The sequence below is a fragment of the Hydrogenophaga sp. ZJX-1 genome, from assembly GCF_048590325.1.
In the GTDB taxonomy this organism is placed as follows: domain Bacteria; phylum Pseudomonadota; class Gammaproteobacteria; order Burkholderiales; family Burkholderiaceae_C; genus Hydrogenophaga.
Map to the genome: position 1 here is coordinate 625,560 of NZ_JBMBRA010000003.1, position 18,307 is coordinate 643,866.

The 18,307-nt window shown below is 68.1% G+C and carries 18 protein-coding genes; 3 read left to right on the plus strand and 15 right to left on the minus strand.

Annotation, left to right across the window (positions count from 1 at the left end):
• Positions 1 to 4: 4 nt before the first annotated feature.
• Both ACN5W5_RS11805 and ACN5W5_RS11810 read right to left on the minus strand, forming a co-directional pair.
• Positions 5 to 1,627 carry a carboxyl transferase domain-containing protein gene (locus ACN5W5_RS11805; RefSeq protein WP_420048693.1) on the minus strand — a complete coding sequence of 541 codons (1,623 nt, stop codon included), beginning with the start codon at positions 1,625 to 1,627 and terminating at the stop codon, positions 5 to 7.
• 25 nt (positions 1,628 to 1,652) lie between these two features.
• On the minus strand, positions 1,653 to 3,380 hold the full coding sequence (locus ACN5W5_RS11810) for an AMP-binding protein (RefSeq protein ID WP_420048694.1): 1,728 nt from the start codon (positions 3,378 to 3,380) through the stop codon (positions 1,653 to 1,655).
• 127 nt (positions 3,381 to 3,507) lie between these two features.
• Here ACN5W5_RS11810 and ACN5W5_RS11815 point away from each other — a divergent pair, with 127 nt between their 5' ends.
• Together ACN5W5_RS11815 and ACN5W5_RS11820 are read left to right on the plus strand one after the other, a co-directional pair.
• Positions 3,508 to 4,578 (plus strand): AraC family transcriptional regulator, encoded by a 1,071-nt coding sequence (locus tag ACN5W5_RS11815; protein ID WP_420048695.1) that lies wholly within the window; start codon positions 3,508 to 3,510, stop codon positions 4,576 to 4,578.
• Between the two features lie 48 nt (positions 4,579 to 4,626).
• Positions 4,627 to 5,907: a DUF2254 domain-containing protein gene (locus ACN5W5_RS11820; protein ID WP_420048696.1), complete on the plus strand. Its 1,281-nt coding sequence runs from the start codon at positions 4,627 to 4,629 to the stop codon at positions 5,905 to 5,907.
• Between the two features lie 151 nt (positions 5,908 to 6,058).
• Here the strand turns inward: ACN5W5_RS11820 and ACN5W5_RS11825 are convergent, their stop codons facing one another.
• The 6 genes from ACN5W5_RS11825 to ACN5W5_RS11850 form a co-directional block, all read right to left on the minus strand.
• Complete coding sequence (locus tag ACN5W5_RS11825) at positions 6,059 to 6,943, minus strand: hypothetical protein (RefSeq protein WP_420048697.1); 885 nt, start codon at positions 6,941 to 6,943, stop codon at positions 6,059 to 6,061.
• Positions 6,944 to 6,952: 9 nt separating this feature from the next.
• Entirely contained in the window at positions 6,953 to 7,624 is a 672-nt protein-coding gene (locus ACN5W5_RS11830; protein ID WP_420048698.1) for an HAD family hydrolase, read from the minus strand.
• A 9-nt stretch (positions 7,625 to 7,633) separates the two neighbouring features.
• The gene (locus tag ACN5W5_RS11835) at positions 7,634 to 8,080 is read right to left on the minus strand and encodes a type II toxin-antitoxin system VapC family toxin (protein WP_420048699.1); all 447 of its coding nucleotides are present in this window, start codon (positions 8,078 to 8,080) and stop codon (positions 7,634 to 7,636) included.
• Positions 8,077 to 8,391 carry a FitA-like ribbon-helix-helix domain-containing protein gene (locus ACN5W5_RS11840; RefSeq protein WP_420048700.1) on the minus strand — a complete coding sequence of 105 codons (315 nt, stop codon included), beginning with the start codon at positions 8,389 to 8,391 and terminating at the stop codon, positions 8,077 to 8,079. Before ACN5W5_RS11840 ends, ACN5W5_RS11835 begins: the two co-directional genes overlap by 4 nt.
• A gap of 94 nt (positions 8,392 to 8,485) precedes the next feature.
• The gene (locus ACN5W5_RS11845) at positions 8,486 to 8,881 is read right to left on the minus strand and encodes a YchJ family protein (RefSeq protein WP_420048701.1); all 396 of its coding nucleotides are present in this window, start codon (positions 8,879 to 8,881) and stop codon (positions 8,486 to 8,488) included.
• Positions 8,882 to 8,886: 5 nt separating this feature from the next.
• Positions 8,887 to 9,324 (minus strand): rhodanese-like domain-containing protein, encoded by a 438-nt coding sequence (locus ACN5W5_RS11850; protein WP_420048702.1) that lies wholly within the window; start codon positions 9,322 to 9,324, stop codon positions 8,887 to 8,889.
• 139 nt (positions 9,325 to 9,463) lie between these two features.
• Between ACN5W5_RS11850 and ACN5W5_RS11855 the strand changes: the two genes are divergently transcribed.
• Positions 9,464 to 10,171 carry a glutathione S-transferase N-terminal domain-containing protein gene (locus tag ACN5W5_RS11855; protein ID WP_420048703.1) on the plus strand — a complete coding sequence of 236 codons (708 nt, stop codon included), beginning with the start codon at positions 9,464 to 9,466 and terminating at the stop codon, positions 10,169 to 10,171.
• Positions 10,172 to 10,301: 130 nt separating this feature from the next.
• Here ACN5W5_RS11855 and ACN5W5_RS11860 read toward each other — a convergent pair whose 3' ends face one another.
• The 7 genes from ACN5W5_RS11860 to ACN5W5_RS11890 form a co-directional block, all read right to left on the minus strand.
• Positions 10,302 to 11,762: a TrkH family potassium uptake protein gene (locus ACN5W5_RS11860; protein WP_420048704.1), complete on the minus strand. Its 1,461-nt coding sequence runs from the start codon at positions 11,760 to 11,762 to the stop codon at positions 10,302 to 10,304.
• Between the two features lie 9 nt (positions 11,763 to 11,771).
• Positions 11,772 to 13,244 carry a TrkH family potassium uptake protein gene (locus ACN5W5_RS11865; protein ID WP_420048705.1) on the minus strand — a complete coding sequence of 491 codons (1,473 nt, stop codon included), beginning with the start codon at positions 13,242 to 13,244 and terminating at the stop codon, positions 11,772 to 11,774.
• A 16-nt stretch (positions 13,245 to 13,260) separates the two neighbouring features.
• Positions 13,261 to 14,652 carry a Trk system potassium transporter TrkA gene (gene trkA, locus ACN5W5_RS11870; protein ID WP_420048706.1) on the minus strand — a complete coding sequence of 464 codons (1,392 nt, stop codon included), beginning with the start codon at positions 14,650 to 14,652 and terminating at the stop codon, positions 13,261 to 13,263.
• 229 nt (positions 14,653 to 14,881) lie between these two features.
• Positions 14,882 to 16,009: an acyl-CoA dehydrogenase family protein gene (locus ACN5W5_RS11875; protein WP_420048707.1), complete on the minus strand. Its 1,128-nt coding sequence runs from the start codon at positions 16,007 to 16,009 to the stop codon at positions 14,882 to 14,884.
• Positions 16,010 to 16,039: 30 nt separating this feature from the next.
• Positions 16,040 to 16,708 carry an SDR family oxidoreductase gene (locus ACN5W5_RS11880; protein WP_420048708.1) on the minus strand — a complete coding sequence of 223 codons (669 nt, stop codon included), beginning with the start codon at positions 16,706 to 16,708 and terminating at the stop codon, positions 16,040 to 16,042.
• Positions 16,705 to 17,097, minus strand: a complete 393-nt coding sequence (locus ACN5W5_RS11885) for a VOC family protein (RefSeq protein WP_420048709.1) — start codon at positions 17,095 to 17,097, stop codon at positions 16,705 to 16,707. Before ACN5W5_RS11885 ends, ACN5W5_RS11880 begins: the two co-directional genes overlap by 4 nt.
• Before the next feature lie 22 nt (positions 17,098 to 17,119).
• Entirely contained in the window at positions 17,120 to 18,307 is a 1,188-nt protein-coding gene (locus ACN5W5_RS11890; RefSeq protein WP_420048710.1) for an acetyl-CoA C-acyltransferase, read from the minus strand.

Below are 18,307 nucleotides of genomic sequence, written 5' to 3' on the forward strand. Positions count from 1 at the left end.
GCGCTCACATGCGGAACAGGCCGAATTTGGTCTCGGGGATCGGCGCGTTGAGCGACGCGCTCAGCCCCAGCGCCAGCACACGGCGCGTGTCGGCCGGGTCGATCACGCCGTCGTCCCACAGGCGGGCGGTGGCGTAGTAGGGGTGGCCCTGCACCTCGTACTGTTCCTTGATGGGGGCCTTGAACGCGGCTTCCTCTTCTGCGCTCCAGCTGCCACCCTTGGACTCGATGCCGTCGCGCCGGACGGTCGCCAGAACGCTCGCCGCCTGCTCGCCGCCCATCACGCTGATGCGCGCGTTCGGCCACATCCAGAGAAAGCGCGGGCTGTAGGCGCGGCCACACATGCCGTAGTTGCCGGCGCCGAAGCTGCCGCCGATGATCACGGTGAACTTCGGCACCGCGGCGGTGGCGACGGCCGTCACCATCTTGGCACCGTTGCGGGCGATGCCTTCGTTCTCGTACTTGCGGCCGACCATGAAGCCGGTGATGTTCTGCAGGAAGACCAGCGGCGTCTTGCGCTGGCAGCACAGCTCAATGAAGTGAGCGCCCTTGAGCGCCGATTCGCTGAACAGGATGCCGTTGTTGGCGATGATGCCGACCGGCATGCCTTCGATGCGCGCGAAGCCGCAGACCAGCGTGGTGCCGAAGCGCGACTTGAACTCGTCGAAGTCCGAGCCGTCGACGATGCGGGCGATGATCTCGCGCACGTCAAACGGCTTGCGCGTGTCGGTCGGGATCACGCCGTACAGCTCTTCGGCCGAGTACAGCGGCGCCACCGGGTCGATGGTGGTGATGGGCGGCAGCTTGCGCGCGTTGAGGTTCTTCACCGCCTGGCGCGCCAGGGCCAGCGCGTGCAGGTCGTTCTGCGCCAGGTGGTCGGCCACGCCCGAGAGACGGGTGTGCACATCGCCACCGCCCAGGTCTTCGGCGGTGACCACCTCGCCGGTGGCGGCCTTCACCAGCGGCGGGCCGCCCAGGAAGATGGTGCCCTGGTTCTTGACGATGATGGTCTCGTCGCTCATGGCCGGCACGTAGGCCCCGCCCGCCGTGCACGAGCCCATGACGACCGCGATCTGCGCGATGCCCTGCGCGCTCATGTTGGCCTGGTTGAAGAAGATGCGGCCGAAGTGGTCGCGGTCAGGGAACACCTCGTCCTGGTTCGGCAGGTTGGCGCCGCCCGAGTCCACCAGGTAGATGCAGGGCAGGTTGTTCTGCTGCGCCACTTCCTGCGCGCGCAGGTGCTTCTTGACGGTGAGCGGGTAGTAGGTGCCGCCCTTCACCGTCGCGTCGTTGCAGACGATCATGCAGTCCACACCGCTCACGCGGCCGATGCCGGCGATGACGCCAGCGCAGGGCGCGCTGTCGCTGCCGTCGCGGTCCGGGTACATGCCCATTGCCGCCAGCGGGCTCAGTTCCAGGAAGGGCGTGCCCGGATCCAGCAGCATCTGCACGCGGTCGCGCGGCAGCAGCTTGCCGCGCGCGGTGTGTTTGGCGCGGGCCGCATCGCCGCCGCCGAGCGTGGCTCTTTCCACCTGCGCCTTGAGGTCGTCCACCACCACCTTCATGGCGGCGGCATTGGCCTGGAAGTCGGCGGAGCGGGCGTTGAGTTTCGTGTCGAGTGCGGGCATGGGGTTCTCTCGGTCAGGCTGTGGTTCAAGCTGTCTTTTGTTCGGCCAGCCCCAGCTGGTCCTTCATGGCATCGCGTATCTTGAACTTCTGGATCTTGCCGGTCACGGTCATGGGGAAGGCGTCCACAAAGCGGATGTAGCGCGGCACCTTGTAGTGGGCGATCTGGCCTTTGCAGAAGGCGCGCACCGTGTCTTCGTCCAGCGTCTGGCCGGGCTTGACGATGACCCAGGCGCACAGCTCCTCGCCGTATTTCGCGTCGGGCACGCCGACCACCTGCACGTCCTGCACCTGCGGCATGCGGTAGAGGAATTCTTCGATCTCGCGCGGGTAGATGTTTTCGCCACCGCGGATCACCATGTCCTTGATGCGGCCGACGATGTTGACGTAGCCCTCGGCGTCCATGGTGGCGAGGTCGCCGGTGTGCATCCAGCCCTCGGCGTCAATGGCCTCGGCCGTCTTGGCCGGGTCGTCCCAGTAGCCGTGCATGACCGAATAGCCGCGCGTGCACAGTTCGCCCGACTGGCCGGTCGGCATCACCTCGCCGCTGTCCGGGTTCACGATCTTCACTTCCAGGTGCGGCTGCACCGTGCCCACGGTGGACACGCGCTTGTCCAGCGGCGTGTCGGTGCTGCTCTGGCAGCTCACCGGGCTGGTTTCGGTCATGCCGTAGGCGATGGTGATTTCAGACAGGTGCATGTCGTCCACCACGCGCTGCATCACGGCGGTGGGGCACGGCGAGCCGGCCATGATGCCGGTGCGCAGCGTGGACAGGTCGAATTCCTTGAAGCGCGGGTGGTCCAGCTCGGCGATGAACATGGTGGGCACGCCGTGCAGGCCGGTGCAGCGTTCGTCCTGCACCGTCTGCAGCACGGTCAGCGGGTCGAAGCCGTCGTTGGGGTAGACGATGGTGGCGCCGTGCGTGAAGCAGGCCAGGTTGCCCAGCACCATGCCGAAGCAGTGGTACAGCGGCACGGGGATGCACAGGCGGTCGGCCGGGGTCAACTTCATGCACTCGCCGATGAAGAAGCCGTTGTTCAGGATGTTGCGGTGCGTCAGCGTGGCGCCCTTGGGGAAGCCGGTGGTGCCGCTGGTGAACTGGATGTTGATCGGGTCGCTCGCCTTGAGCGTGGCCGCCACCTGCGCCACGCGCGGGTCGGCCGCGTCGCCCTGGGCGAGCAGCGACGAGAAGCGCATCAGGCCGGCCTCTTCGGTGCCCTGCCCCGGCTCGTCAATCCAGACCACGGTTTTCAGGTGCGGCAACTGCTGGGCTTCCAGCGCACCCGGCTGGCCATGCGCCCACTCGGGCGCCAGCTCGCGCAGCATGCCCAGGTAGTCGCTGGTCTTGAAGCGCGCCATGGTGACCAGCAGCTTGCAGCCGACCTTGTTGAGCGCGTACTCCACCTCCGACGTGCGGTAGGCCGGGTTGATGTTCACCAGCACCAGGCCCACCTGTGCCGTGGCCAGCTGCATCAGCACCCACTCGGCGTTGTTGTGCGACCAGATGCCCACCCGGTCGCCCGGATTCAGGCCCTGCGCCAGCAGCGCGCTGGCCAGGCGGTGCGCGTCGGCCTGCAGCGCGCGGTAGGTGTAGCGCCGCCCCTGGTGCACGCTCACCAGCGCTTCGCGCTCGGGCTGGCGCGCCACCATGGCGTCAAAAAACGCGCCGATGGTCTGCTCGATCAACGGCACGTCGGTCGCGCCACGCGCCAGGCTCAGCGTCAGGGGTTCGGCCGTGTTTCGGGGGTCGCTCATGGGCTTGTCTCCTCGGGTTCCGGGGTCCGGATCGGACCGGACTGCAGGGCCTAGCTTAGGAGCCTTGCGCCGCCCACGCTTGCCAGAATGGTTGCAAATCACGCCACCCCTCAGGCACACTGGCGTCATGCCCAGTCCCCGCACCACCCTTGCCGGCCCATCCGACCGCGCCGCCACGCCCATGGCGTTCGTGCAGGCCATCGTGATCGCCTACCAGCAGCGCGGGCTGGACCCGGCGCAGGTTCTGGCGCAGGCACAGATTCCGCCAGCACGTGTGGCCGATCCCGCGGCACGCATCACCGCCGCCCAGATGGAAACGCTCTCGGGCGCCGCCATGCAGGAACTGGACGACGAAGCCCTGGGCTGGTTTCGCCGCGCCCTGCCGTGGGGCAGCTACGGCATGCTCGCGCGCGCCTCGCTTTCGGCGCCCACGCTGGGCGTGGCACTCAAACGCTGGTGCCGCCACCACGGCCTGCTCACACCCGACATCACGCTCGCCGTGACCACCAGCGGCGACGTGGCCAGCATCGCGCTCACCGAACACCACCCGCCGGGCGGCGACGGCAGCTTGCGCGAATTCTGTGGCGTCTCGGTGCTGCGCAACAGCCACGGCCTGGCTTGCTGGCTGGTGGACTCGCGCATCCCGCTGCTGGGCGCGAGCTTCCCGTTCGCCGCGCCAGCGCACGCCGAGGTCTACCGGGTGCTGTTCGATGGCCCGACGGTGTTTGACGCCGACCAGACCGCGATCCACTTCGACGCGCGCTACCTCGCCCTGCCCGTCAAGCGCGACGAAGCCGCCATGAACCAGATGCTGCAACGCGCCCTGCCGATCCAGGTGCGCCCCTACCGGCGCGACCGCCTGCTGGTGCAGCGCGTGCGCCAGGTGCTCATGACGCAGCCGCTGGACGCCCACAACGCCAACGACCTCGCGGCCCTGCTCAACACCTCGGCGCGCACGCTGCACCGGCAACTGAAAGACGAAGGCGCGACGCTGCAAGCCCTGAAAGACGAGGTGCGCCGGGACCGCGCGCTCGACCTGCTGCAGCGCACGACCCGGCCGATCAAACAGGTGGCCGAGGCGGCCGGGTTCCAGAACCAGAAGAGTTTCATGCGCGCGTTCAAGGGCTGGACCGGCGTGACGCCGGGGGAGTGGCGGGAGCGACAGCCTGCCGTGTCTGCGCGACCCACCGCCCGGTAGGTTAGGCTACCCCGATGCGCCAGACCACCCTGTTCAATGGCTGCCCCCATGCCTGACATCGACCGCCTGCGCTTCCTGTGGCACCGCGTGCGCCAGCAACTGTGGTGGCGACCTGCCGTCTGGAGCGTGGCGGCCGTACTGGTCGCGCTGGGCTCGGCCCTGGCCGACGCCTGGGTGCCGGCCGACTGGCTACCCCCGCTGAAGGAAGGCCTGGTGTCCGACCTGCTGCGCATCATGGCCACCAGCATGCTGGCTGTGAGCACCTTTTCCTTGTCGGTGCTCGCCAGCGCCTATGCATCGGCAGCCAGTGCGGCCACGCCACGCGCCACGCGGCTGGTGGTGGCCGACCCGCAATCACAGAAGTCGGTGGCGGTGTTCCTGGCAGCGTTCATCTTCTCCATCGTGGGCGTCGTGGCCATGGGAACGGGCCGCTATGGGCCGGCCGGTCGCATGGTGCTGTTCGTGTGCGCCCTGGGCGTGCTGGCCTGGGTGGTGGTGGCCTTCATGCGCTACATCGACGTGCTGTCCCGCATCGGGCGCGTGTCGCACACCATTGCCACGGTGGAGCGAGCCACCCAGTCCGCCCTGCAGCAGGCGGTGCGGCGGCCGCTGGGAGGTGCGCTGATGGCCGCATCGGCCAGCGCGGGGGCGCGGCCGGTCACGGCCTCGAACACAGGTCACGTGCAGTTCGTCGACATCGAGGCCCTGCAACAACTGGCGCACCGCCTGGACGGGCAGGTGCATGTGGCGGCGCAGGTCGGCGACCTGGTGCATCCCCGCGCGCCACTGGCCTGGCTGCGCTTGCCGCAAGCCGCCGCAGCGGACCAGGACAGTCTGGCCGAGCTGCGCCGGGCCTTCGTGATCGGACCCGAACGCAGCATCGAGCAGGACCCGGCCTACGGGCTGATTGTGCTGGCCGAGATTGCCGAGCGGGCGCTGTCGCCCGCGGTCAACGATCCGGGCACAGCCATCGCCGTCATCGGCAGCCAGGTGCGGCTGATGATCGCTGGGCTGGCTGAAACGCCTGACCCGGCCGCGCCACGCTTCGACCGTGTCAGCACCCCGGCGGGCCAACCCGAAGCGCTGGTGGCGCTGGCCCTGGAGCCCATCGCGCGCTGCGCCACCGGCCAGCCCGAGGTGATGATGCAGGTGCTGCGCCACCTTGACGCGCTGTGCAGAAACGCCCCGCCCAGCGTCGGCGTGGCGGCGCGGGACCTGGTGCCGCGGCTGCTGGCACGCGCTGAACGCGGTGGAGCCGACCCTGAAGACCTGGAGCGCTGGCACGACGAAGCACGCAACCTGGGCCTGCGGGGCGGCGGCGCGCGATGAAGCTGCCCCTGATCAGCAGCAAGAGAAGGCCCGCACCGGCCTTTTCCATCATCCCGCCGGCATCCTGCTTCTACCACCCAAGCTCAACCGCCTGATCGCAGGCGGCCAGACCCAGGCGTCGCCGACCAGCACAGAAAAAAGGACAGCCCGGTCAGCGCCCCGCCGGCAAGATGTCTGACGCACCAGCCCCCGAAGGCGCCGGAATGCCCCGGCCTTCCACGTTCGGCGATGTCACCGGGAAAGCGTTGCTCGATGGTGGCGTCGGCGCCGCAGCGGGAGCCGGTGCAGGCTTCGGGGTCGAAGAAGCCGGCGCAGAAGCTGGCACCGCCTTCCCCAGCCCCAGCTGGTTCACCAGGCTCTGCACCGCGGCGTCCACCTGCACCTTGAGCGACTCGCGCGCCGCAGCGGCGTTGTCGTCGTTCAGGCGCGGCCCGCGCAGCAGCGCAGGCGCGGGCACGCGCTGGGCCGTGGACACAGTGGCTTCGCCGAGCACGGTGCCGAAGGTGCTGGGCACCAGCAGGTCGACACGCAGCGAGGCGTGGGCGACCGACTCGGTGCCGAGCTGCAGGATGCTGCGCTGCGCGATGCCCAGACCAAAGAAGCCTTCGCGGGTGGCCCAGATGCTGTCGGCCGACGGCGCGCCCGAGATGAGCAGCACGTGGTCGGTCGGCGTCTTGAGTTCCTTCAGCTCCTTGAGCGCTTCTTCGCGGCGGGTGGCGGTGATGGTCACGCGCTGCACGCTGGAGAAACGCCCCGAGGCCCTGAGCAGTTCGACGGTGCGGTTTTCGAGCTGTTCCTTGTAGCCCCAGTCGGGCACGAAGGCCTCGCCGAACTCGTTGTTGAACAGGGTGGTGCCGCGCCAGGTGAGGCGCAGCGTGGTGCCGATGGTGCTGATGACGGTGATGGACTTGCCCTGCAGGCGCGACTGCACGCTGGTCGTTTCGACGGTGGAGCAGGCGGTGAGGCCGAGGCCGGCCAGTGGCCAGAGTGGCAGGGCGGCGCTGTGGGCGAGCAGGTGGCGGCGGGTGAGTTGCATGCTGCGTTTTTACCGCAGTGCGGGCAAGGCCTGCGCCAGCTCCTCCATGTGGCGAAACACCCGCGCCACGGGCAGGCCGTCGAACGCGCGGCCGTGCCCCTGCGGGCAGTAGCCCCAGACGGTGGCGCCCGCGGCCAGGCCGGCCTGGGCGCCGGTGGCGGTGTCTTCGATCACGAGGCAGCGCGCCGGGTCGGCACCGAGGTGGGCCGCTGCGGCCAGGTACACATCGGGGTGCGGCTTGGAGCGCGGCAGGTCGTGGCCGCTGAAGATGCGGTCGCCGAAGTACGGTGCCATGCCGGCCATGCCGATCTGCATCACGACCTTGGGCCGGTCGGCGCCGGAGGCGCAGGCGATGCGGCCGGCGGTGTGCGCGTGCGCGGCCATGACGGCCTCGAGCGCGCCCTGCACGGTCCGCAGTTCGGCGCGCAGGCGCTCGTCGCGCCTTGCGTAGAAGGCGCGCATCCAGTCGTCGGTGAGCGGCTGACCGGTTTCGGCTTCGATGCGCGCGCGTTCGTCGCGCACGGCCTTGCCGATGAAGATCTGCATGCACTCGGCCTGGCTCAGCGCCCAGCCGGCTTCGTTCAGCACCTCACGCAACACGCCGTTGGTGATGGGTTCGCTGTCGACCAGCACGCCGTCGCAATCGAACAGCACGGCTTCAAACAGGGTTGTCTTGTTCATGGGGGTTTCTCAATCCAGCGCGCCGAGGTGCGCGGTGGCGGCGGCGCCGAGCTGGGCGTCAAAGGTGGCCAGCGGACAGCGCAGTTGCTCGGCCAGCCAGAGGTAGCTCGCGTCGTGGGCGCTGAGCTGGTAGCGCTGGGCCAGCGCAAAGGTCTGTTCCACGTCGAAGTCGGTCAGCTCGACCGCCACGCTGTGCCATTGCGCCAGCCCGGCGGCGGCGGCCTCGGCCGCGCCACCGCGCGCCTTCTTGACGGCGACGCTGCAGATTTCAGCCTGCAGCAGGTGGGGCGCATAGAGCCGGTGACCCGACAGGCGCTGCAAGGCCTGGTCCATCCACGGCTCCTGAAACAGCACCCCGGCCAGCGCGCTGCAGTCCACCACCATGGGCGGCCGGGGCAGGTACTGGGCCGGGGGCTCGGCCACGAGCAGCACGGGCGCGGGGGTCGCCTGGCTCATCGGGCGTCCCGGTCTTGCCGGATCAGGTCGATGCTCGATGGCCCGGTGGGCAGGCCTTGGGGGAAGCGGGCGCGCAGCTCGGCGGCCACCTGCTCGACGGGTTTCCAGGCCTGTCGGCTGGAGGTGCTGGGGAGCGAGCGCGCCGTGCCGCTGGCCAGCAAGCCCGGCCCGACAGCGTCTGCGCCCTCAGCCACGGCGCGCTCCAGAATGGCCATGAGCTCACCCTGGAGCGAGCGGTGGTTGCGCGCGGCCCGCTGGCGCAACGCCTCGGCCCAGGCCTCGGGCACGTCTTTGATGGACAGGTTTGACATGTTTTGACTCCAGAATGGATCTGGATCCATTTTGAAGCCAAAAATGCGGTTTGTCGACGGATTGACCAACGGGGCGCTGCGCCGGTGCGAAGGGTCAGCGGATGTCACCGTCCACATAAAACCAGCGCCCGCCTTCGCGCACGAAACGGCTGGTCTCGTGCAGGCGTTGCCCGCGGCCGGCCACGCGCGAGCGGGCCACGAACTCGACCTCGGCGTGGTCGGCGTCGATCACGCGGTGGCGTTTGACCGCCAACCCCAACCACTTCACGCCGGGTTCCAGCGCCAGGTCGGCGGGCCGGGTGCTGGCGTGCCAGCTGCTCTGCAGGTAGTCCAAGCGCCCCAGCACGAAAGCGCAGTAGCGCGAGCGCATGAGGCTTTCGGCGTCGGGCGCCGGGGTGTCGTGGTCGAGGTAACGCCCGCAGCAGGCGTCGAATGCACGGGCTTTGCCCCGCGCGTCGACCCGTCCACAGGGGCATGCGGTCACGGGCACGCCAATCAAGCGGCCTTGCGCGCCGCGTGCCGGGCCTTGTGCGCCTCCAGGGTTTCGGTGGGCGCGTCGGCCCTCGTCCACGCAGCAAAGCCGCCGTCGATGTGGGCCACGTTGTCCATGCCCATGTCTTGCAGGGCCTTGGTGGCCAGCGCGCTGCGCCAGCCGGCGCCGCAGAACAGAACAAACTCCTTGCTTTCGTCGCCGAACACCGGCTTGTAATACGGCGACTCGGGGTCGACCCAGAATTCCAGCATGCCGCGCGGCGCGTGCAGGGCACCGGGCACGGTGTCTTCGCGTTCGAGTTCACGCACGTCGCGGATATCGACCACCTGCAGCGTGGCATCGCCCGCTTCGAGGCGCTTGCGCACCTGCTCGACGCTGTAGGTGGTGATCTGCGCCGTGGCTTCGTCCACGAGCGCGCGGAATCCTTTGGTGATGGGCATGGGTCGGTGTCTCCTTGTGCCGGAATTATCGGTGCCACCGGACTACGACAAACGCCATGGGTTCGCTGGCACAAGGGCATAGCGCGGCGGTGTCCAATGAATGCCTCGCGGCAGCCCGCCGCCCTGCCCTGGAGCGCCCATGACCGACCTGTCCGCCTTCCCCATCACGAAGAAATGGCCAGCGCGCCACCCCGAGCGCCTGCAGCTGTATTCGCTGCCCACGCCGAACGGCGTGAAGGTCTCGATCATGCTGGAGGAAACCGGCCTGCCCTACGAAGTGCACCGCGTCGCCTTCGACCGCAACGACCAGCTCTCACCCGAGTTCCTCTCGCTCAACCCGAACAACAAGATCCCCGCCATCCTCGACCCCAACGGACCCGGTGGCCGGCCGCTGGCGCTCTTTGAATCGGGTGCGATCCTGATCTACCTGGCGGAAAAGACGGGCCAGTTCCTGCCGCAGGACGCGGCTGCGCGCTACGAAACGCTGCAGTGGCTGATGTTCCAGATGGGCGGCGTGGGGCCGATGTTTGGCCAGCTCGGCTTCTTCCACAAGTTCGCCGGCAAGGACTACGAAGACAAGCGCCCCCGCGACCGCTACGCCGCCGAATCGCGCCGCCTGCTGGGCGTGCTGAACCAGCGCCTGGCGGGCCGCGAATGGATCATGGGCGCCGACTACAGCATCGCCGACATCGCCACCTGGCCCTGGGTCCGCAACCTGGTCGGCTTCTACGGCGCGGGCGATCTGGTGGGCTTCAACGACTTCCCCGAAGTCGCCCGCGTGCTGGCCCGGTTCGTCGAGCGCCCAGCCGTGCAACGCGGCCTGAACATCCCGGCAACCCCGGTCTGAGAAGCAGCCGCGAAACACACGACAGTCGCGCCCGAAGTGCCTTCACCCAGGGCACCGCCGGGCCGGCTTTGCCGGACGGCCAGTGCCGCCCCCTGGAGGGGGAGACGCCGCAGGCGGCGCAGGGGTGAGCTCATTTCCTCCAGAAGGAGCCCGTGAACAGCACCAGCACGGTCAGCAGTTCCAGCCGGCCGAGCAGCATGGCGAAGGTCAGCACCCAGATCTGGAAACCGCTCAGCACGCCGAAGTTGCTCGCCGGCCCCACCTGCCCCAGGCCCGGACCGATGTTGTTGACCGTGGCGACCACGGCGGAGAACGCGGTCACGATGTCCAGCCCGGTGAACAGCAGCACCATGGTCAGGCCCATGGTGACCGCGCCGTAGATCAGCATGAAGCCAAAGGTGGCGTTCATGACCGACATGGGCAGGACGGCGCCGCCCATCGTGACCGGGTTGACCACGCGCGGGTGGATGCTGCGCACCAGCTCGCGCCGCGCCTGCTTGATCAGCAACACCATGCGCACCATCTTGATCCCGCCGCCGGTGGAACCGGCACAGGACACAAAACAGCCCAGGAACAGCAGCAGCACCGGCGCGAACACCGGCCACTGCGCGTAGTCGGTGGTGGCGTAGCCGGTGGTGGTGGCCAGCGACACCACATGGAAGGCGCTGGAGCGCAGGGCCACGGCCGCGTCGTCGTACACGCTGTGTCCCAGCAGCAAGCTGGCGACCAGCCCGATCGAAACCAGCAGCACGCTGATGTAGGTGCGGATCTCGCGATCGCGGATGATGGGCCGCAGCGACCGGCTGCGGATCACGATGAAATAGCGCACGAAGCTGATGCCGGCCAGGGCCATGAACACCGTGGCCACGGCCTCGATCGTTGGCGAGCTGAAATGGCCCAGGCTGGCGTCGTGCGAAGAAAAGCCACCCAGGCCCATGGTGGTGCACATGTGCATGAAGGCGTCGGCCCAGCTCATGCCGGCCCAGCGGTAGGCCAGCATGCAGGCCAGCGAGAAAGCGACATACACCCCCCAGAGCCCGCGCGCCGTCTCGGAAATGCGCGGCGTGAACTTCGCGTCCTTCATGGGCCCCGGCGTTTCGGCCTTGTAGACCTGGTAGCCGCCCAGTCCCAGCATGGGCAGCACCGCCACCACCAGCAGCATGATGCCCAGGCCGCCCACCAGTTGCAGGAAGCAGCGCCACACATTGACGGACACCGGCAGGTAGTCCAGCCCGGAGAGCGCCGTGGCCCCGGTCGCGGTGAGCGCGCTCATGGCCTCGAAATAGGCCTTGGTCCAGCCGATGCCGGGCACCGTGAACAGCAGCGGCAAAGCGGCATAGGCCGGCAGCACGATCCACACCAGATTGACCAGCAGGAAGCCGTCGCGCGCCTGCAGTTCGCGGCGGTAGCGGTTCGTGGCGGCCCACAGCGCCAGACCGCTGAGCGCAGCCAGCGCAAACGCCCCTTCCCAGACGTAGCGGTACTGCTCGTGGTCTTCGCTCCAGGCCCAGGCCAGCGGCACCAGAAAGCTGAAGGCGAACGCAAACAGGATGCGCGAAAACACGTTCAGGACTGGCAGCAGCGTGTACATGGGTGCGTCCTATTTGCGCCAGAAGCCGGGTGTGAACAGCACCAGGAACGACAACATTTCCAACCGTCCCAGCAGCATGGCCGCCGTGCACACCCAGGTCTGGAAATCGGTCAGGCCTGCAAAATTCCCCGCCGGCCCCACCTCGTTGAGCCCGGGTCCCATGTTGTTGACACTGGCCACGACGGCCGTGAACGCGGTGTCGAACGGCATGTCGGTCAACAGCAGCAACATGGTCAGGCCGATGATCGTGCCGCCGTACACCAGCATGAACCCGAGCACCGAAAAGATGGTGCCGCTGTCGATCAGGTGGCCACCGAGCGTGACCGGGTTGACCGCCCGCGGATGCACGATGCGCGACATCTCGCGCTTCGCCTGCTTGAACAGGATCACCAGCCGCGCCATCTTGATGCCCGCACCGGTGGACCCGGCGCTGGTGGCAATGCCCGACAGCATGATCATGAACAGCGGCGCAAACACCGGCCAGGTGGTGTAGTCCACGGTGGAATACCCGGTGGTCGAGCCAATCGACACCACGTTGAACAGCGCCACGCGCAAGGTGTCCAGCGGGTCGCTCGCGGTGCCCTTGAAAAGCAGCAAGCCGGCGATGAAGACACCCGACCCCACCAGCAGGGCCATGGAACCGCGCCACTCGGCATCGCGCCAGATGCGCGCCGGGTTGCGCTTGGTCAGGGCCACGAAGTAGAGCGCGAAGTTGCAGCTGGCCAGCAGCATGAACACGATGGCCACCCACTCCATGGCGGGCGACTGGAAGAAGCCGAAACTGCTGTCGTGAGATGACAGGCCGCCCAGGCTCAGGGTCGAGAACATGTGGATCCAGGCATCCAGCGCCGGCATGCCGGCCAGCCAGTAACCCAGCACGCACGCCAGCGACAACAGGCTGTACACGCTCCACAGGCCCTTGGCGGTTTCGGTGATGCGCGGCGTGAGCTTGGCGTCCTTCATGGGACCGGTGGCTTCGGCGCGAAAGAGCTGGCTGCCCCCCACGCCCAGCATCGGCAGGATGGCGACCGCCAGCACCAGGATACCCATGCCGCCCAGCCACTGCAGGAAGCAGCGCCAGAGGTTGATGGAGGCGGGCAGCGCGTCCAGACCCACCAGCACCGTCGCCCCGGTTGTCGTCAGCCCCGACATGGACTCGAAGTAGGCGTCCGTGAACGACATGGGCGAGGCGGTGCCCGAGAAATAGAGCAGCAAGGGCAGGCTGGCGAACAGCGGCAGCAGGGTCCACACCATCCCGACCAGCAGGATGCCATCGCGCGCCTGCAGGTCCAGATGGCGCCCCACGCGCCAGACCGCGCTGCGCATGAGCAAACCCACAGCAAACGCGACCAGCATGGCCAACGGGTACGCCGCTTCGGCGCCATCGTGCGTCCAGGCGGACACGCCCAACGGCACCAGCATGGTCAGGGCGAACACCATCACGATGGCGCCGAGCACGGGAAAGATGCGCAGAAACGGCATGGCGACCCTGCGGAACTCAGCCAAAGAAGGTGGCGGTCACCTGGAACAGCTTCTCGACCTCGCGCACCAGGCGCTTGTTCGGGATGAAGATGATGATGTGGTCATCGGCTTCGATCACCGTGTCGTGGTGCGGCATCAGCACCGCGGAACTGCGGCCCTCGCCGCGCACGATGGCACCGATGCGCGTGCCCTGGGGCAGCTTGATCTCTTCGACCTTGCGGCCGACCAGCTTGGAGGTTTTCACGTCGCCGCGGGCGATGCCCTCCAGCGCCTCGGCCGCACCGCGGCGCAGGCTGTGCACCGCCGCCACGTCACCACGCCGCAGGTGGGTCAGCAGCTCGCCGATCACGGTCTGCGCGGGCGAAATGGCGATGTCGATGGTGCTGCCCTGCATCATGTCGGCGTAGGCGCGGCGGTTGATCAGCGACATCACGCGCCCGGCGCCGAGCCGCTTGGCGAGCATGGCCGACATGATGTTGTCCTCGTCGTCGCTGGTGAGCGCGAGGAACAGGTCCATCTGGCCGACGTTTTCTTCCAGCAGCAGGTCTTCGTCGGCGCCGTCGCCGTGCAGGATCAGCATGTTCGACGGCAGCTGGCTGGCCAGGTACTCGCAGCGCGTCTTGTCGCGCTCGATGATCTTCACCTCGCACTGCCCCACCAGGCTGCGCGCCAGCCGCAGGCCCACCTTGCCACCGCCGGCGATCATCAGCCGTTGCACCGGCTTGTCGATGTTGTGGATGGCGCCCAGCACATAGCGGATCTTGTCGGTGTCGGCCAGCACGAACACCTCGTCGCCCGCGAGGATGCGGGTGCTCTTGGTGGCCTCCATTTCGGTGTCGAGCCGGTAGAGCGCCACCACCCGCATCTGGGCGTGCGGAAAGCGCTCGCGGAATTCGCCGATGGTGTGGCCCACCAGGGCGCCCCCGTGGGCCGCCCGCATGGCGATCAGGCTGGCGCGGCCGTCGGCAAACTTCAGCACCTGCAGCGCTTCGGGGTAGCTGATGAGTTGGTGGATGTAGCGCGTGACGGACTCTTCGGGGCAGATCACGTGGTCCACCGAAAAGCCGTTCTTGCCCAGCAGCTCATCGCCTTCGACGAACTCGGGTGAACGCAGGCGCGCGATGGTGCTGGGCACGTTGAACACGTCGTGCGCCACCTTGCAGGTGACGAGGTTGGCCTCGTCGGCCGCGGCGCAGGCGATCACCATGTCGGCGTCCCGGGCTCCCGCCTCCTGCAGCACGGAGGGCTGGATGCCATTGCCCACCACACCCCGCAGGTCCAGTTTTTCTTCGAGCAGCCGCAGCCGCGCCGGGTCCTGGTCGATGACGGTGATGTCGTTCTGCTCGGAAACCAGGCTTTCCGCGACGCTCTCGCCTACGCGGCCAGCGCCCAAAATGATGATCTTCATAACTGGATGTTACCCCTGAGCCAGGGCTCCCCCCTGCGCCGCTTCGCGGCTTCCCCCAGAGGGGGACGATGCCTGTGGCCCGGCAAAGCCGGTTCCACGGCATCTCGCGTAGAAGACATTTCGCGCCGGAAGGGGAGTTGGTCCAAGGGCACCGCGGAACCGGCTTTGCCGGGCCGCCAGTGCCGCCCCCTGGAGGGGGTCGCGCGCAGCGCGGCGGGGGTGAGCCTGTCTACAGCGCTCGCTGGATGATGATCTTTTGCACGTCGCTCGTGCCTTCGTAGATCTGGCACACGCGCACGTCGCGGTAGATGCGCTCGACCGGGAAGTCGCTCACGTAGCCGTAACCGCCGTGCACCTGGATCGCCTGCGAGCAGACCTGCTCGGCCATCTCGCTGGCGAACAGCTTGGCCATGGCGGCTTCTTTCAGACAGGGCTGGCCAGCGTCGCGCAGCGCGGCGGCGTGGTGGGTGAGCGCTCGCGCGGCCTCGATCTGCGTCGCCATCTCGGCCAGCTTGAAGCCCACCGCCTGGTGGTTGAAGATGGGCTGGCCGAAGCTCTCGCGCTGCTTGGCGTAGGTCACCGCGCATTCGAACGCGCTGCGCGCCATGCCGATGCTTTGCGACGCGATGCCGATGCGCCCGCCTTCGAGGGCGCTCAAGGCGATCCTGTAGCCCTCGCCCTCGTTGCCGATCAGGTTTTCGGCCGGGATGCGGCAGTTGTCGAAGTTGATCTGCGCGGTGTCGCTGCTGTGCTGCCCCAGCTTGTCTTCCAGACGCGCGACCACATAACCCGGCGCCGCGGTGGGCACGATGAAGGCGCTCATGCCTTTTTTTCCCGCGCCCTTGTCCGTCACCGCGATGACGATGGCCACGTCGCCGTTTTTGCCGCTGGTGATGAACTGCTTGACGCCGTTGATCACGTACTCGTCGCCCTGCTTCACGGCCGTGGTGCGCAGCGCGGAGGCGTCGGAACCCACGTGTGGCTCGGTCAGGCAGAAGGCGCCGAGCATCTGGCCGGCGGCCAGCGGGCGCAACCACTGCGCCTGCTGCTGCGCATTGCCATAACGCATGAGGATGGCGTTGACCGGGCAGTTGGTCACGCTGATCACGGTGCTGGTGCCGCCGTCGCCGGCGGCGATCTCTTCGAGCACGATGGCCAGGGTCTGGTAGTCCAGCCCCGCGCCGCCCAGCGCCTCGGGCACGCAGATGCCGTAGGCGCCCAGCTCGGCCAGGCCCTTGTGCACGTCCTTCGGGAAATGGTGTTCCTTGTCCCACTTCGCGGCGTTGGGCCAGAGCTGTTCCTGGGCAAAGGCGCGCACGGCGTCGCGGATCATCACCTGGTCTTCGGTCAGCAGCATGTTGTGTGTCTCGTTGATGTTATGAAAGTCTTACCAGTGCCCGGCGCGCCGGCCGTCGTGGTGGATCAGGCGGCCGTTGTCTTCGGGTGTCACGCTGGCGAGCACGGCGCGCAAGCCGCGCACGCTGGCCTCGGCCGTCAGCGGCGCACCGCCGCCGCCCATGTCGGTCTGCACCCAGCCCGGATCCAGCAGCACCAGCCGGGCCTTCGGGTAGTCGAAGCGCGCGCTGCTCACCGCCATGTTCAGCGCCGCCTTGCTCACGCGGTACAGCCAGCTGTTGCTGCCCGGCACGCTGCCGATCTGGCTCATGGCGCTGGACAGCGCACCGAACACGCCGCCGGCTTCCTCCACCAGGGGCAGCACCTGCGGGATCACCTGCATGGCGCCCATCACATTGGTGTGCATCACGCGGTCAAAGGCCGGTTGGGTGGGCGGTGAGGTGGCACTGGCGCGATCGATCACGCCAGCCACATAGAGCGCCACATCCAGCTTCTCGCCATCGAGTTGCCAGGACAGCGCGCTCACGCTGGTGGGCTGCCCCACATCCAGCCGCAGCGGCTCGGCACCGAGCGCGCGCAGGCGCTCCAGCCCGGCGTCGTCGCGCGCGGTGGCGATCACGCGCTCGCCCGCCTCGCGGTACTGGCGCACGAATTCGAGGCCGATGCCGCGCGACGCGCCGATGATCAGGACCGTGCTCATGCCTCAGGCTGGTGGCAGGCCACACAGAGTTTGTTGCCGTCCGGATCGCGGAAGTAGGCGCCGTAGTAGTGGGCGTGGTACTCGGGGCGCAAGCCGGGCGCCCCCTCGTCTGCGCCCCCCAGGGACGTGGCCAGCCGGTGCACATCGTCCACCTGAATGCGACTGCGGGCGGCAAACGCCACCATCTGGCCGTTGCCCGCCGCCTGCTCGCCCTCGAACGGCCGCGCAATGACGAACAGCGGTCGCTGCCCGCCTTCGGCATGCCAACCGGCCCAGGGGCGCTCCGGCTCGCAGAAGCGCTCCTGCAGACCCAGCGCGGCCATCACCGGCCTGTAGAAAGCCAGGGCACGGTCAAAGTCGGACACGCCCATGAAAACGTGGGAAAACATGCTCGCGAACCGCCGGCCGGCTTCAGACCAGTTCAATCGCCATGGCGGTGGCTTCGCCGCCACCGATGCACAAGGTGGCCACGCCCTTCTTGCCGCCACGCGCCTGCAGCGCGTGCAGCAGCGTGACGAGAATGCGCGCCCCGCTCGCGCCGATGGGGTGGCCCAGCGCGCAGGCACCGCCGTTGACGTTGACCTTTTCGTGCGGGATCGACAGCTCGGTCATCAGCGCCATGGGCACGACGGCGAAGGCTTCGTTGATTTCCCACAGGTCCACGTCGGCCACGGTCCAGCCGGTCTTGGCCAGCAGCTTCTGCGTGGCACCCACGGGCGCGGTGGCGAACCAGTTGGGTTCCTGCGCGTGCGTGGCGTGACCGACGATGCGGGCCAGCGGTTTCAGGCCCTGTTTCAAGGCGGTGGACTCTCGCATCAGCACCAGCGCGGCCGCGCCGTCGTTGATCGACGAGCTGGAGGCGGCGGTGATGGTGCCGTCTTTCTTGAACGCGGGTTTGAGCGAGGTGACCTTGTCGAGCTTGACCTTGCCAGGGCCCTCATCCACCGACACCACGCGTTCGCCGCTGCGGTCTTTCACCGTCACGGGCGCGATCTCCTTGGCAAAGGCGCCGCTCTCGGTGGCGGCCTTGGCGCGCGTCACCGACGCAATGGCAAACGCATCCTGCTGCTCACGGGTGAAGCTGTATTTGGCGGCACAGTCTTCGCCAAAGGTGCCCATGCTGCGGCCGGCTTCGTAGGCGTCTTCCAGGCCGTCGAGCATCATGTGGTCGTAGATCTTGTCGTGGCCCATGCGGTAGCCGCCGCGGCCCTTGAGCATCAGGTAGGGCGCGTTGGTCATGCTCTCCATGCCGCCCGACACCATCACGGTGGCGCTGCCGGCCAGCAGCATGTCGTGCGCGAGCATGGTGGCCTTCATGCCCGAGCCGCACATCTTGGACAGCGTCACCGCGCCGGCCGACAGCGGCAGCCCGCCCTTGAGCGCGGCCTGGCGCGCCGGGGCCTGGCCCTGGCCGGCCATCAGGCAGTTGCCGAACAGCACCTCGTCGACCAGCGACTTGTCCACGCCACTGCGTTCGACCGCGGCCTGGATGGCGACGCCGCCGAGGTCGTGTGCGGACTGGGAAGCGAAGTCGCTCTGGAACGAACCCATGGGGGTGCGCGCGGCGCCGACGATGACGATGGGATCTGTTGGGTTCAT